This window comes from Streptomyces sp. NBC_00203 (genome assembly GCF_045206325.1).
Lineage (GTDB): Bacteria > Actinomycetota > Actinomycetes > Streptomycetales > Streptomycetaceae > Streptomyces > Streptomyces lutosisoli.
Genome location: NZ_CP108126.1, coordinates 9,764,767 through 9,778,098 on the forward strand (window position 1 = coordinate 9,764,767; position 13,332 = coordinate 9,778,098).

Annotated in this window: 16 protein-coding genes; 5 read left to right on the plus strand and 11 right to left on the minus strand. The window is 71.4% G+C overall.

Translation table 11 applies throughout. The annotated features are described in order from the left end of the window. Positions 1-313: 313 nt before the first annotated feature. Positions 314-592 carry a hypothetical protein gene (locus OG975_RS43245; RefSeq protein WP_406335138.1) on the minus strand — a complete coding sequence of 93 codons (279 nt, stop codon included), beginning with the start codon at positions 590-592 and terminating at the stop codon, positions 314-316. Positions 593-695: 103 nt separating this feature from the next. On the opposite strand from OG975_RS43245, the gene OG975_RS43250 reads away from it, so the two are divergent. From OG975_RS43250 to OG975_RS43260, 3 genes are all read left to right on the plus strand, one after another. Then, positions 696-1,238 (plus strand): FABP family protein, encoded by a 543-nt coding sequence (locus OG975_RS43250; protein WP_406335139.1) that lies wholly within the window; start codon positions 696-698, stop codon positions 1,236-1,238. Positions 1,239-1,387: 149 nt separating this feature from the next. Next, positions 1,388-2,146, plus strand: a complete 759-nt coding sequence (locus OG975_RS43255; RefSeq protein ID WP_406335140.1) for an IclR family transcriptional regulator — start codon at positions 1,388-1,390, stop codon at positions 2,144-2,146. A 204-nt stretch (positions 2,147-2,350) separates the two neighbouring features. Next, the gene (locus tag OG975_RS43260) at positions 2,351-3,442 is read left to right on the plus strand and encodes a PP2C family protein-serine/threonine phosphatase (protein ID WP_406336716.1); all 1,092 of its coding nucleotides are present in this window, start codon (positions 2,351-2,353) and stop codon (positions 3,440-3,442) included. 30 nt (positions 3,443-3,472) lie between these two features. Here OG975_RS43260 and paaE read toward each other — a convergent pair whose 3' ends face one another. The 8 genes from paaE to OG975_RS43300 form a co-directional block, all read right to left on the minus strand. Continuing rightward, positions 3,473-4,588, minus strand: coding sequence for a 1,2-phenylacetyl-CoA epoxidase subunit PaaE (gene paaE / locus OG975_RS43265; RefSeq protein ID WP_406335141.1), 1,116 nt, complete (start codon positions 4,586-4,588; stop codon positions 3,473-3,475). After that, the gene (gene paaD, locus OG975_RS43270) at positions 4,588-5,103 is read right to left on the minus strand and encodes a 1,2-phenylacetyl-CoA epoxidase subunit PaaD (RefSeq protein WP_406335142.1); all 516 of its coding nucleotides are present in this window, start codon (positions 5,101-5,103) and stop codon (positions 4,588-4,590) included. Before paaD ends, paaE begins: the two co-directional genes overlap by 1 nt. Continuing rightward, on the minus strand, positions 5,097-5,924 hold the full coding sequence (paaC, locus tag OG975_RS43275) for a 1,2-phenylacetyl-CoA epoxidase subunit PaaC (protein ID WP_406335143.1): 828 nt from the start codon (positions 5,922-5,924) through the stop codon (positions 5,097-5,099). The genes paaD and paaC overlap by 7 nt, the downstream gene beginning before the upstream one ends. A gap of 10 nt (positions 5,925-5,934) precedes the next feature. Next, positions 5,935-6,237, minus strand: coding sequence for a 1,2-phenylacetyl-CoA epoxidase subunit PaaB (gene paaB / locus OG975_RS43280; protein WP_327433944.1), 303 nt, complete (start codon positions 6,235-6,237; stop codon positions 5,935-5,937). Beyond that, positions 6,234-7,232, minus strand: a complete 999-nt coding sequence (gene paaA, locus OG975_RS43285) for a 1,2-phenylacetyl-CoA epoxidase subunit PaaA (RefSeq protein ID WP_406335144.1) — start codon at positions 7,230-7,232, stop codon at positions 6,234-6,236. The genes paaB and paaA overlap by 4 nt, the downstream gene beginning before the upstream one ends. A gap of 147 nt (positions 7,233-7,379) precedes the next feature. Beyond that, positions 7,380-8,255, minus strand: coding sequence for a 3-hydroxyacyl-CoA dehydrogenase family protein (locus tag OG975_RS43290; protein ID WP_406335145.1), 876 nt, complete (start codon positions 8,253-8,255; stop codon positions 7,380-7,382). Further along, the gene (locus tag OG975_RS43295) at positions 8,252-8,998 is read right to left on the minus strand and encodes an enoyl-CoA hydratase/isomerase family protein (protein ID WP_406335146.1); all 747 of its coding nucleotides are present in this window, start codon (positions 8,996-8,998) and stop codon (positions 8,252-8,254) included. The genes OG975_RS43290 and OG975_RS43295 overlap by 4 nt, the downstream gene beginning before the upstream one ends. 37 nt (positions 8,999-9,035) lie before the next feature. After that, positions 9,036-10,259: a thiolase family protein gene (locus OG975_RS43300; protein WP_406335147.1), complete on the minus strand. Its 1,224-nt coding sequence runs from the start codon at positions 10,257-10,259 to the stop codon at positions 9,036-9,038. Between the two features lie 175 nt (positions 10,260-10,434). Here OG975_RS43300 and paaI point away from each other — a divergent pair, with 175 nt between their 5' ends. Both paaI and paaK read left to right on the plus strand, forming a co-directional pair. After that, on the plus strand, positions 10,435-10,887 hold the full coding sequence (gene paaI / locus OG975_RS43305) for a hydroxyphenylacetyl-CoA thioesterase PaaI (RefSeq protein WP_406335149.1): 453 nt from the start codon (positions 10,435-10,437) through the stop codon (positions 10,885-10,887). Continuing rightward, positions 10,884-12,239, plus strand: coding sequence for a phenylacetate--CoA ligase PaaK (gene paaK, locus OG975_RS43310; protein WP_406335150.1), 1,356 nt, complete (start codon positions 10,884-10,886; stop codon positions 12,237-12,239). Before paaI ends, paaK begins: the two co-directional genes overlap by 4 nt. An 80-nt stretch (positions 12,240-12,319) precedes the next feature. On the opposite strand, the gene OG975_RS43315 is transcribed toward paaK, so the two are convergent. After that, the gene (locus tag OG975_RS43315; protein WP_406335152.1) at positions 12,320-12,736 is read right to left on the minus strand and encodes a DUF3224 domain-containing protein; all 417 of its coding nucleotides are present in this window, start codon (positions 12,734-12,736) and stop codon (positions 12,320-12,322) included. 35 nt (positions 12,737-12,771) lie between these two features. Further along, the gene (locus OG975_RS43320; RefSeq protein WP_406335153.1) at positions 12,772-13,251 is read right to left on the minus strand and encodes a winged helix-turn-helix transcriptional regulator; all 480 of its coding nucleotides are present in this window, start codon (positions 13,249-13,251) and stop codon (positions 12,772-12,774) included. Positions 13,252-13,332 lie beyond the last annotated feature (81 nt).

Here is a 13,332-nt window from a genome sequence, read left to right on the forward strand (position 1 = left end):
ACACAGTCACAAGCCTGAAATAAAGGGCCATTTCGGTGAGTATTGCCTGATGAGCTGCCAAAATACACATCCGGACCAGCGGCAGACTGACTTCCCTGACGGGCCCCTCAGCCAGGAAAAGAGGAGGCGTTCTGACGCTCAGTTGATGATGGGCGAAGCGATGACGACGGTGATGTCCGCGGCATCCGTGCCGGTGCGGTAAATGTGGGGGGGCGTCTCCGGCGAAGGCCAGGAGATCCCCCGGGCCCAGGCGATGGGGGGCGTCGGTGGGTCCGGCGGTGACGTGGCCGGAGGCGACGGCCCTTCTTGACCTTCAGCGTCGGCAGGGCCACCTCGGCGAGGTCGGCGAGGCTGCGCACATGGGTGCCACCGCAGGGCGCGGCGTGCAGGGCCCCCAGGCGCACGACGAGCTGCCCTGCTCGTCGTGGTCCGCGGTCACGGCCTGACCGGAGAAGTGGATGTTCCCGGCGCAGGTCCATCCCTGGGCGCGGCCGGCCATCAGGTGTCCGGCCGGACGCAGCGCCGCATGCGTCTTACGCGCCTCCAGGTCGATCCGGGCCTTGACCGGCTGTTCCTCCGTGAAGACCGGCAATCCAGCCCCTTCGGGCGCCCTAGCACGTCCCGTGTGCCTCCCTGAGGGGATCGGCGCCCTAGGCTTCCATCCGGCACCGGCACCGACCCCAGGAGCGCACACCGTGTTCGACCCCGCACCGGAGCACCCGTACCCCGACGCCGACCGGCCGGACGAGGCGCCCACACCGCACGCACTGCTCGAGCCCGTGCTCGGCCTCTTGGGCACTTGGTACGGCCGAGGTCAGGGCGGGTACCCGACGCTCGCCGAGGAGTTCGCGTACGCGCAGGAGGTTACCTTCAGTCACGACGGCCGCCCCTTTCTGCGCTACGAGGCCCGGGCCTGGCTGCTCGACGCCGATGAGGCACCGCTGCGTCCGTCGGCCCGCGAGAGCGGCTGGTGGCGGCTTCAGCCCGACGGCCGCGTGGAGGCACTGATCACCCAGCCCACCGGCATCGCGGAGATCATGGTCGGTCGTGCGACCGGCAACTCGGTCGACCTCTCCACCCATGAGGTGGCCCTCGCCCCCACCGCCAAGAAGGTCAGCGCCACCCGCCGCCACTACACGCTGACCGACGACGACACGCTCACGTTCGTCCACGACCTGGAGGCGGTCGGTCAGCCGTTGCAGCACCATCTCTCGGCGCGCCTGCGACGCAAGGGTTAGGACGGAAGGGCTGGGACGCTCCGCTCGGGAAGGCGACCTTCGCGTCCATGGCGTGAAGCCGCGTAGGCCGCGCAGTCGCGAAGGGTCGCGCGCAGTCGCGAAGGGCCGCGCGCCTTGCCCGCGTCGCGCACCCGGCGCACGCTGGTCGTATGGCTGGTCACGACGGGCCTACGCTCATCACGTCCGTGCGGCGGGCCTTCCGCCTGCTGGAGGCGGTGGGCGCGCACGAGAACGGCGTGCCGGCGAAGCAGCTGGCACGTGAGACGGGTCTGCCCCTGGCCACCGCCTATCACCTGCTGCGGACGATGGTCCACGACGGATACATACGGAAGCTGGACGACGGCGGGTTCGTCCTGGGTGACAAGGTGCAGACGCTGCACACCACAGGGCGCGGGCAGGCGCTCCTCAGCCGGGTCCGTCCCACGCTCGCCGCTCTGCGGGACGAACTCGCGACCCCCGCCTACCTCACCTTCTACGAGGAGGGCGAGATCCGGGTCGCCGAGATCGTCGACGGTCCCCGGACGCCCCGGGTCGACCTCTGGGTGGGATTCGAGGACGCGGGGCACGCCACCGCGCTGGGAAAGTCGGTGCTGCGAGAACTGGATGACGGCTCCCGCAAGGACTACCTCTCCCGGCACCACCTCGCCGACCTCACACCACGCACCATCACGAGCCGTCCGGAACTGCTCCGGCGCCTCGACTCCTCACCCTTGGCCCCCGCGGTCACGGACCTGGAGGAGTACGCCCTCGGCACGGTCTGTGTCGCCGTGCCCGTCTACAGCGGGGACACGCTCGGCTCGCTCGGTGTCTCCATGCCGGCCAACCGGCTCTCCCGGCTCGAGGACGTCCTGGAGCGACTGATCCCGACGGCGAATCGTGTGACCAGGAGCCTGTCGCTCACTATCTGAAAACCCTGTTCTTGTGACGCCCGAGCCAAACCCGTTTCCTGGATGAAACAGACATTTCAGGAGTGCGGCCGGCGCACAGATGAGGACTGCGGACAAGACATGAGCCAGGCCCGAGACCATGGTCGCGACCACTGGCCGATGCGGTCGTTCCGAGACCGAGTGGCCGGTCCCGGGGCGCCGGTCCGGAGGCGTATCGCCGTACAGATGGCCGCCGCCGCGCCCGTACTGCCCGTGCTGTTCGTCTGCGCCATCGTGCTCATCGGCGTCGTCGGTGGAGCGGGGATGATCTGGCTGCCGCTGCTCGCGGTCGGCCCCGCGCTGGCCGCCACCACCAGCGGGCCGCGCGGAGTCCTCTGTGTCGGTCTGCTCGCCGCGGTGCTGGGCGCGACGCTCGGGACCAGGGACGGTGTTCCGGCCCGCGAGCTGTCGGCGGTGCTGTCCGCCCTGGTGGCCGTCGCTCTGGCGAGTGGTCTGGCCAGCGCGCTGCGCGGGCGTCGTGAGCGGGTGCTCGCGGCCGTCCGTTCGGTCGCGGAGGCCGCCCAGCACGCGCTTCTCAAGCCGGTACCCGCGACCGTGGGCCCGTTCCAGGTGGCTGTCCGTTACAGCGCCGCGGCGGCGGAGGCCCGTATCGGCGGGGATCTCTACGCGCTCGTGCCCACCCCGTACGGAGTCAGGCTGATCGTCGGCGATGTGCGCGGCAAGGGGCTGCAGGCCGTGAGCACCGCCGCACTGGTACTCGGCGTCTTCCGTGAGGCCGCCTACGACGAGCCCGATCTCCTCGCCGTCGTCGACAGGATCGAGCGGAGCCTGGCGCGCAACCTCGGGCCTGACGACTTCGTCACCGCCGTGGTCGCCGGATACCCGCAGGCAGGGCATCTGGAGCTGGTCAACTGCGGACACGCGCCTCCGCTGCTGGTCCGCGCATCCGGAAGCGTCGTGGCGGTCGAGCCGACCCATCCGGCCCCGCCCCTCGGGATACGTGCCCTCACGAATGAGACGCCCAGCCTCCAGGTGCTGCCCTTCGCCGACGGGGATCAGCTGCTGCTCTACACCGACGGGGTCACCGAGGCCCGCAACCACAGCCGTGAGTTCTACCCGCTCGCCGAAGGGCTGGCACGCCACTTGTCCGACGAGCCGGCGCGCACCCTCACCGCGCTCCACGACGAACTCCTGGCCCATGTGGGCGGCCGGCTGCACGACGACGCGGCGCTGCTTCTGCTCCAGAAGCCGGCCGCTCCCGGGCCGGCGGTTCCCGAACCGGCCGTCCCGGAACCGGCGATGCCGAGGCAGCTGTAGGCCGCCCGCCCGCGTACACGGGGGCGGCCGTCAGCTGTCGTAGTCCACGCTCAGGGTCTCGGAGACGGGGAAGGACTGGCAGGTAAGGACATAGCCCGCGTCGACCTCGGAGGGTTCGAGGGCGAAGTTGCGGCGCATGTCGGCCTTGCCGTCGGTGACCAGGGCCCGGCAGGTGCCGCAGACACCGCCTTTGCAGGCGAAGGGCAGGTCGGGCCGCGTCTTCTGGGCGCCGTCGAGGATGCTCCGGTCTCGGCGCAGGGCGGAGGCCGTGGAGCGGCCGTCGAGCGTGATGGTGACCTGGCTGACCGGGCCCTCGGTGGCCGCGTCCTGGTGGTGCACTTCCCGTACGGGCTCGTCGTCGGCGTAGAACAGCTCCTGGTGGACCCGGTCGCCGGGCACGCCGAGCCCGGCCAGCACCTGCTGGGCGTCACGGACCATGCCGTGCGGGCCGCACAGCCACCAGTGGTCCGCGCCCGCCACGTCGACCAGCGAGTCCACGAGCGCGGACAGCCGTTCGGCGTCCAGCCGGCCGGAGAGCACTTCGGCCTCGCGCGGTTCGCGGGAGAGGACGTGGGCGAGCTCGAACCGGGCCGGGTAGAGGTCCTTCAGGTCGGCCAGCTCGTCGGCGAACATCACGGTGCCGGCACGCCGGTTGCCGTAGAAGAGGGTGACCGTCGAGCGGGAGTCCGCGGCCAGTACCGACTCGGCGATGGACACCATGGGAGTGATGCCGGAGCCCGCCGCGATCAGCACGTGATGGCCCGGGGTGGTGAGGTCCGGCGTGAAGGCGCCGGTCGGGGCCATGACCTCGACCGTGTCACCGGGGCGCACGTCCTTCACGAGCCAGGAGGAGAACAGTCCGCCCGGCACCACCCGCACCCCGATGCGCGGTACCGATCCGGCCGGAGAGCAGATGGAGTACGAGCGGCGCTCGTCGCGGCCGTCGATCGCGCGCCGCAGGGTGAGCGACTGCCCGGGGGCGAAGGCGAACTCCTCCGCCAGCTCCGCGGGGATGTCGAAACTGACCGCCGCCGCGTCCTCGCACAGGGGCTGCACGGCGGCGACCCGCAGGGAGTGGAAGGCCGGCCGGCGGCGGGTACGCGGGCGTACCGCCGGGGCGCCGGCCGGCTCCATCAGGTCGTCCATCAGATCTCCTTGACGTACTCGAACGGTTCCAGGCAGGCGCGGCAGCGCCACAGCGCCTTGCAGGACGTGGCGGCGAAGCGGGAGGTCTCCTCGGTGTCCACCGAGCCGCAGCGCGGGCAGGCCACCGTCCGGCGGGCGGGGGTCAGCACCAGCGGTACGGGACCTGCGGTCCTACGGGGTGCGGTGCCGGGCGGGGCGATCCCGTGTTCGGCGAGCTTGCGGCGGCCCGTCGGGGTGATCCAGTCACTGGACCACGGCGGGTCGAGCACCGTGCGGATCTCCACGCGCGCGTACCCGGCGTCCTTCAGCCGCGCGGCGACACCCGCCCGCATCTCCGCCATCGCCGGACAGCCCGAGTAGGTCGGCGTCAGGCTCGCGACGACCGTGCCGTCGGGGCCGAGCGACACCTCGCGCAGCACGCCCAGGTCGGCCAGCGTCAGCATGGGCAGCTCGGGGTCCGGCACCTGCTCGGCGATGTGCCGGGCCCGCCGCACGTCGGTCAGTACGGTCACCATGTCGCCTCCGGGTGGGCACGGGCCACGCTCTGCAACTCGGCCAGCAGCGGCGCGAGATGCTCGGTGTGGTCACCGGAGCGGCCGGCTCCGGGCAGCGGCCGGTACACGGGCATGGGCAGCCCGCCCGCCTCCGTGACCTGACGCAGCACGGCGACGACCTCGTCCCGTACGTCGTACGCCGTGAACAACTCACCCAGGTACGGGGCGACTTGCTCCAGAGCCGTACGGGTCCGGCGGTGCGACTCCTGCGTACCGTCGCCCAGCCGGACCACCCACTCGGCCGCGTACTGCCGGTGGTAGGTCAGTTCCTTGACGCCCTTCGCGGCGATCGCCGCGAGGACGGGGTCGGGGGACGCCATGAGCCGCTCGAAGTGCGCGAGCCGCCAGCTGGACAGCACCAGGAGCCGCACGACGCAGAACGCGAAGTCCCCGCACGGGAGTTCGGCCAGACGTACGTTGCGGAAGTCGTCGGCGTCGCGGAAGTAGGCGTAAGCGTCCTCGCCGCGGCCCGTGCCGTCGACCTGGCCGGCGCGCGCGTAGAGCAGGCGGGCCTGGCCGAGCAGATCGAGGCCGATGTTGGCGAGCGCCACCTCCTCCTCCAGCTCGGGGGCGCGGGTGGTCCACTCGGCCAGTCGCTGGGCGGAGACCAGCGCGTCGTCGGCGAGCACGACGCAGGAGGCCGCCAGCTCCCCGGCGTCGACCCCGTCGGGCACGGTGGTGTCGACCCCGTGCAGGGGATCCTCGAAGCCGGTGCCGTACGCCCAGCGGGCGTCGTCCTCGTGTCCCTCGGCGAGGGTCAGGTAGACGTGGTCGTCACTCATGCCCTGCTCCTCAGATGTGCGGGACGTCATCGGGGATGTCGTAGAAGGTCGGGTGGCGGTAGACCTTGTCGGCGCTGGGGGCGAAGAACGGGTCCTTCTCGTCGCGGGTGGAGGCGGCGATGTGCTGCGAGCGCACCACCCAGATGCTGACGCCCTCGTTGCGACGGGTGTACAGGTCACGGGCGTGGGTCAGGGCCATCGCGTCGTCGGCGGCGTGCAACGAGCCGACGTGTACGTGGTTCAGGCCGCGCTTGCCCCGTACGAACACCTCGTACAGCGGCCAGCCGTCCTTCTTGCCGTCGGTGTCGCTCATGCCGCCGCTTCCTTCCGGGCTCGTTCGTTCTGCTTGGCCGCGTGGGCGGTGGCCGCCTCGCGGACCCAGGCGCCCTCCTCGTGGGCTGTGCGCCGCCGGGCGATCCGCTCGGCATTGCACGGTCCGTCGCCCTTGATGACGCGCATCAGTTCGTCCCAGTCCGGGGTGCCGAAGTCGTGGTGTCCGCGCTCCTCGTTCCAGCGCAGCTCGGGGTCGGGCAGGGTGACGCCCAGCTTCTCGGCCTGCGGGACGGTCATGTCCACGAAGCGCTGGCGCAGCTCGTCGTTCGAGTGCCGCTTGATCTTCCAGGCCATCGACTGGGCCGAGTTGGGAGAGTTGTCGTCGGGCGGACCGAACATCATCAGCGACGGCCACCACCAGCGGTCCACCGCGTCCTGGACCATCGCCCGCTGGGCGTCGGTGCCGCGCATCATCGTCAGCAGCAACTCGTACCCCTGGCGCTGGTGGAACGACTCCTCCTTGCAGATTCGCACCATGGAGCGCGCGTACGGGCCGTACGAACTCCTGCACAGCGGTACCTGGTTGCAGATCGCTGCGCCGTCGACGAACCAGCCGATCACGCCGACGTCGGCGAAGCTCAGGGTGGGGTAGTTGAAGATCGACGAGTACTTCTGCCGGCCCTCGATCAGCCGCTCGGTGAGGTCGGCGCGGTCGGCGCCCAGGGTCTCCGCCGCCGAGTACAGATACAGCCCGTGTCCGGCCTCGTCCTGGACCTTGGCGAACAGGATGGCCTTGCGGCGCAGCGACGGCGCGCGGGTGATCCACTCGCCCTCCGGCTGCATGCCGATGATCTCCGAATGCGCGTGCTGGGCGATCTGCCGGATCAGTGTCTTGCGGTAGCCGTCGGGCATCCAGTCGCGCGGCTCGACCCGCTGGTCGCGCGCGATGGTCGCGTCGAAGTGCTCCTGGAGCTGCTCTTCGGCCGCCGGCCCGACGCCGTCGGCGCTCGCGGCGGCGGAGTGTGTCGTGGTCATCGATACCAGCTTCCCTACCGACCATTCGTTCGGTTCTAGTGTGACGGTTTTCTTCCGGCCGGGCAAGACTTTCGCCCGGCCGGGCAGCACCTGGGCGTGGTCAGGGCCGGGCACGATCAGGGCCGGGCGCGGTCGGACCCGTGCCGCTCACGGCCAGGCGTAGAAGCCCCGTCCTGTCTTCCGCCCCAGCTCGCCGCGCGCGACCTTGTCACGCAGCAGCCGCGGCGGCGCGAAGCGCTCCCCGAGCGTGGCGTGCAGGTGTTCGGCGATGGCGAGGCGTACATCGAGTCCGACCAGATCGGTCAGGCGCAGCGGGCCCATGGGGTGCCTGTAGCCGAGACTCATGGCGTCGTCGATCGCCTCCGGCTCGGCGACCCCCTCCTCGACCATGCGGATCGCCTCAAGGCCCAGGGTCACTCCGAGGCGGCTGCTGGCGAACCCGGGGGAGTCCTTGACGACGACGTCCTTCTTGCCCAGCGCGCGTGTCCAGTCGAGCGCCAGCCGCAGGGTCTCCTCCCCGGTCTCCGGCGCAACGACGATCTCGATCAGCTCGGAGGCCGGCACCGGATTGAAGAAGTGCATGCCGAGGAAGCGCCCGGGGCGGGAGAGGGCCGCCGCGAGGTCGGTGACCGACAGGGAGCTGGTGTTGCTGGCCAGCACGGTCGCCGGACTCACGACACGCTCGGCTGCGGCGAGCAGGCGGGCCTTCAGCGACGCGTCCTCGGGGACGGCCTCGACGACGAGGCCGCACGCACGCGGCAGCTCGTCGACCGAACCCACGACAAAGACCCGGCCGAGCACGTCCGCGGCGGGCTCGCCGATCCTGCCGCGCTCGGCGGCCCGCTCGATCCCGGTCGCGACCCGGTCCAGAGCGGCGGCCGCGGCTCGCTCACCGCTCTCCACGACGGTCACGGACGAGCCCGCGGCGGCGAACGACTGGGCGATGCCCGCCCCCATCCGGCCGCCGCCGATCACGCCCACGACGGCGGGTGCGGACGCAGTGCTCATTGCGGCGGTGCTCATGCCCTGCTCCTCTTCTCCAGGAAGCGACTCATCCGCTCCCGCTTGTCCTCTCCCTCGAACAGCACGGCCTGCGCCAGGTCGTCGGCGACCGGGTGGGCGCCCGGCGAGTCGACCACGAGCTTGGTGAGGCGCAGGGCCGCGGCCGAGGAGCGCGCCATGCGGTCCAGCAGCGCGTGCGCCGCGTCGAGGAGCTTGTCGGCCGGTACGACATCGATGACCAGCCCCGCCGCCAGCGCCGCCGGCGCGTCCAGATTCCGCCCGGCGAGCAGCACCTGCTTGGCCACCGACTCACCGACCAGCTCGGGCAGCCGCCAGCAGGCCCCGGCCGCGGCGAGAATGCCCAGTCCCGGCTCGGGGTTGCCGAACACCGCGTCGGGTCCCGCGATGCGCAGATCGCAGGCGTACGACAGTTCCGCGCCCCCACCCAGCGCCCAGCCGTCGACCGCGGCGAGGGTCGGCATGGGCAGCCTGCGCACCCGCTCGAAGAGACGGCTGTTGATGCCCTGCAGGGCTTCGTCGCGGCCGCGCCGCAGCAGCTCCGCGATGTCGGCGCCGCCCGCGAAGACCCCGCCGTGCCCGGTGAGCAGCAGGAGCTTCGGGTCATGTTCCAACAGATCGCAGACGGCGTGCAGTTCGCGGATCATCAGCCCGCTGATGGCGTTGCGGGCCTCGGGCCGGTGCAGGGTGACGACGACCCGGTCGTCGCGCTCCTCGACCAGGAGCGTCTCGTACGTGGTGCTCATACACGCCCCTTGGCCGACGGGGACTCGTAAGCGGCGCTCATACGCGTTCCACGAGCATCGCGACGCCCTGCCCGACGCCGACGCACAGGGTCGCCAGGCCCCGGCGGGCGTCCTCGCGCTCCAGCCGGCCGAGCAGCGTGAGCAGGATGCGGGCGCCGGAGCAGCCGAGGGGATGGCCGAGCGCGATGGCGCCGCCGTCGGCGTTGACCTTCTCCTCGTCGAGCTTCAGCCGCCGTATCACCGCGAGTGCCTGTGCGGCGAACGCCTCGTTCAGCTCGACCGCGTCCAGGGCGCCGGTCTGCCAGCCGGCACGGGCGAGGGCCTTCTCGGTGGCGGGGACCGGACCGAGACCCATCAGGTTCGGCTGTACGCCGGCCGAGGCGGAGGTGATGATCCGGGCGCGCGGGGTGAGCCCGTACCGCTCGACGGCCGCCGCGCTCGCCACCACCAGCGCGGCGGCGCCGTCGGACAGCGGGGAGGAGGAACCGGCGGTGACGATGCCGTCCGGGCGGAAGATGGTCCGCAGGCCGGCGAGCTTCTCCAGCGTCGTGCCCGGGCGCGGGCCCTCGTCGCGTACGACCGCGCCGTCCTTGACCGGCACCGGCACGATCTCGCGGTCGAACCGGCCGGCCTCCCGCGCGGCCACCGCCCGCTGGTGGCTGCGCAGCGCGAAGGCGTCGGAGTCGGCGCGGGTGATGCCGTCGAGCGCGGCGACCTCTTCGGCGGTTTCCCCCATCGACAGGGTCACCTTCGCCGTCTCGGGGGCCGCGTCGGCGGCCACGGCCCGGTCGGCGGCCGTGAAGCGCGGGTTGGTGAAGCGCCAGCCCAGCGAGGTGTCGTGCACCTCGCCCGGCTTGGCCCAAGGGGTGCCGGGCTTGGCCATCACCCAGGGCGCGCGGGTCATCGACTCCACCCCGCCCGCGACGACCAGGTCGGCCTCACCGGACCGGATGGCCTGGGCCGCACTCGCGACCGCCGTCAGCCCGGACGCGCACAGCCGGTTCACGGTGTAACCGGGCACGGTGTCCGGGAGCCCGGCGAGCAGCACGGCCATGCGGGCCACGTCCCGGTTGTCCTCACCGGCCTGGTTGGCCGCCCCGAGGATCACCTCGTCCACGGCGTCGCCCGGTATCCCGCTGCGCCGCACCGCCTCGCCGACGACCAGGGCGGCGAGGTCGTCCGGCCGTACGGAGGCCAGCGCGCCTCCGTACCGGCCCTGCGGGGTGCGGGCTCCGTCGATCAGAAAGACCTCGTCAGGCATGGACGGACTCCTCTGCGGACTCTCCGGCCTGCCCCAGCGGGGTGCGCTGGCGGGCGAAGAAGTCCGGACGCTCGGGGGCTTTCCTGGGCATGCGTTCCACCTCTTGACAGGCAGTGGTGATGCTGGATTACTTGGCCGTGCCGCACGCTAACCGAATGTTCGGTCGGGCCACAAGGTGGTGAAAAAGGTGACGCAGACCACGGACGCGACATCGGCGGGAGCGACACCCACCGAGGCGATGTTCGCCGCGGACGAGGCGTCCCGGGCGCTGGGCATCGAGCTCCGCGAGCAGGGCGAAGGGACCGCCACGCTCCGGATGACCGTGACCCCGGCGATGGTGAACGGACACCACATCGCCCACGGCGGCTATCTGTTCCTGCTCGCCGACACCGCCTTCGCCTGTGCCTGCAACAGCCACGGACCCGTGACCGTCGCGGCCGGAGCCGACATCGACTTCGTGGCCCCGGCGTACGAGGGCGACGTCCTGGTGGCCACGGCCCGGGAGCGCATCCGGTTCGGCCGCAGCGGCATCTACGACGTGAGCGTTCTGCGCGGCGACGAGGTGATCGCGGAGTTCCGCGGACGCAGCCGCAGCATCCGGAACACGACGACGAAGGAGTCGCGATGAGCACCGCACCGACGCCCGGCGCGGCCATGGGACCGAGCCCGGCCCGCCTGGGCGAGCCGCTTCCCCAGGATCTGCTGGACGAGGGCGAGCGCCTCACCCGCGAGCAGCTGAGGGAGCTTCAGCTCGACCGGCTGCGGGCGACGTTGCGGCACGCGTACGACAACGTGGAGCTGTACCGCAAGAAGTTCGACGCGGCCGGGCTGGGGCCCGACGACTGCCGTTCCCTGGAGGACCTGGCCCGGTTCCCCTTCACCACCAAGGCGGATCTGCGGGAGACGTACCCCTTCGGCATGTTCGCCGTCCCGATGGCGGACGTGCGGCGCATCCACGCCTCCAGCGGCACCACGGGCCGCCCCACGGTCGTCGGCTACACCGAGAACGACCTCTCCATGTGGGCGGACGTGATCGCCCGCTCGATCCGCGCGGCCGGCGGCCGCGCGGGCCACAAGGTGCACATCTCCTACGGCTACGGCCTGTTCACCGGTGGCCTGGGCGCGCACTACGGCGCCGAGCGGGCCGGCTGTACGGTGATCCCGGCCTCCGGCGGTATGACGGCCCGCCAGGTGCAGATCATCCAGGACTTCAAGCCCGAGATCATCATGGTCACCCCGTCCTACATGCTCACCCTGCTCGACGAGTTCGAGAGGCAGGGCGTCGACCCGCGCACGACCTCCCTTCAGGTGGGCATCTTCGGGGCCGAGCCGTGGACCGAGGCGATGCGCCGCGAGATCGAGGAGCGCATGGACATCCACGCGGTCGACATCTACGGCCTGTCCGAGGTGATCGGCCCCGGGGTCGCCCAGGAGTGCGTCGAGACGAAGGACGGGCTGCACGTGTGGGAGGACCACTTCTACCCCGAGGTGGTCGATCCGTTCACGGACACGGTGCTGGCCGAGGGCGAGGAGGGCGAAGTGGTGTTCACGTCCCTCACCAAGGAGGCCCTGCCGATCATCCGCTACCGGACCCGCGACCTGTCCCGGCTGCTGCCCGGCACCGCCCGGCCCGCCTTCCGCCGCATCGAGAAGATCACCGGCCGCTCCGACGACATGATCATCCTGCGGGGAGTGAACGTCTTCCCCAGCCAGATCGAGGAGATCGTGCTGGCAACGCCCGGAGTCGCGCCCCACTTCCAGGTGCAGTTGACCCGCCGCGGCCGGATGGACCACATGACCGTCCGCGTCGAGGCACGCCCCGGGGCCGGGGCCGAGCAGCGGGAGGCGGCCGCGAAGGCGATCGTCCAGGGTGTGAAGGACGGGGTGGGTGTCACCGTCGAGGTGGCGATCGTCGACCCCGAGACCTTGGAGCGCTCGCTGGGCAAGCTCCGCCGGGTGAAGGATCTCCGCGAGCAGTGACCGGCTGCTGACCGGCTCGGGATGCCGGGCCGACGGGCATCGCGGCCCAGGGTTCCAGGCCGGTCGTCAGGGCGCCGGGGTCAGGAGAGTCCGCCGAGCTCGTAGTCGAACCAGATCCGGTGCGTGCCGTCGGCGTCGACCGCCATCCCGCCGGCGCCGGAGATCCCCGCCAGCTCCCCCGTGCCGCTGGAGGGGACGATGGTGAAGAACTCGGCGGTGCGGTCACTGCCGGAAGTCGTCGCCGAGTGCGCGAAGTTGAAGGCACCGCCGCGGCCGTGCAGGGAGCCTTCGAAGGACTCCATCGCCACGTATGTGCCGGCTCCGGTGGCCTGGTCGAACGCGGCGGTGAACAGGGTCGCGGAGCGGCCGACGACCTCGCCTTCGTAGCGCTTCTCCATCCGCGCGACGCCGACCGGGAGTCCGGTGGGCACGGCCGGGTCCGGGCCCAGTTCCGTCGGCACGAAGGCTTTGACGCTGAACGTTCCGGCGGCTCTCATACGACGGATGGTATCGGCGCCGCCCGGACGCGCCCCTAGCGAGCGGTCAGGCCCGCGGGCTTCGCCGACGGGCCGGGGCGCGTGCGCGCCTTTGGGGGAGTGAGCGCACCGTGCCCCGCGGTGCAGACGACCACGGCTTCGACCGGCTCGCCGCAGTCGGCGTGCGTGACCTCCAGCGGTGGACCTTCCGGATCCGCCACGTAGCGGTCACCCCACTGCTTGAGGGCGATCATCGCCGGCCACAGTTCCCAGCCCTTGCGGGTGAGCCGGTACTCGTAGCGGGTGCGGCTGCCGGGCTCGCTGTAGGGGACGGTGTCCAGGATCCCGGCCGCGACCAGCTTGCGCAGCCGGTCCGCCAGCACGGACTCGGACAGCCCGACGTGCCGCCTGAAGTCGTCGAAGCGCCGTACGCCGTTCATGGCGTCCCGCAGGACCAGCAGCGACCACTTCTCGCCGACCAGGTCGAGGGTGCGCGCGACCGTGCAGTTCTCCGTGCTTGTCTCGAGCCACGTCATGCGCTCCATCCTAGGCTGGCTTCGACATTGACATCCAGGCCTGGTGCTGGCTAGCTTCGAACACAGAAGCCAGATCATTTG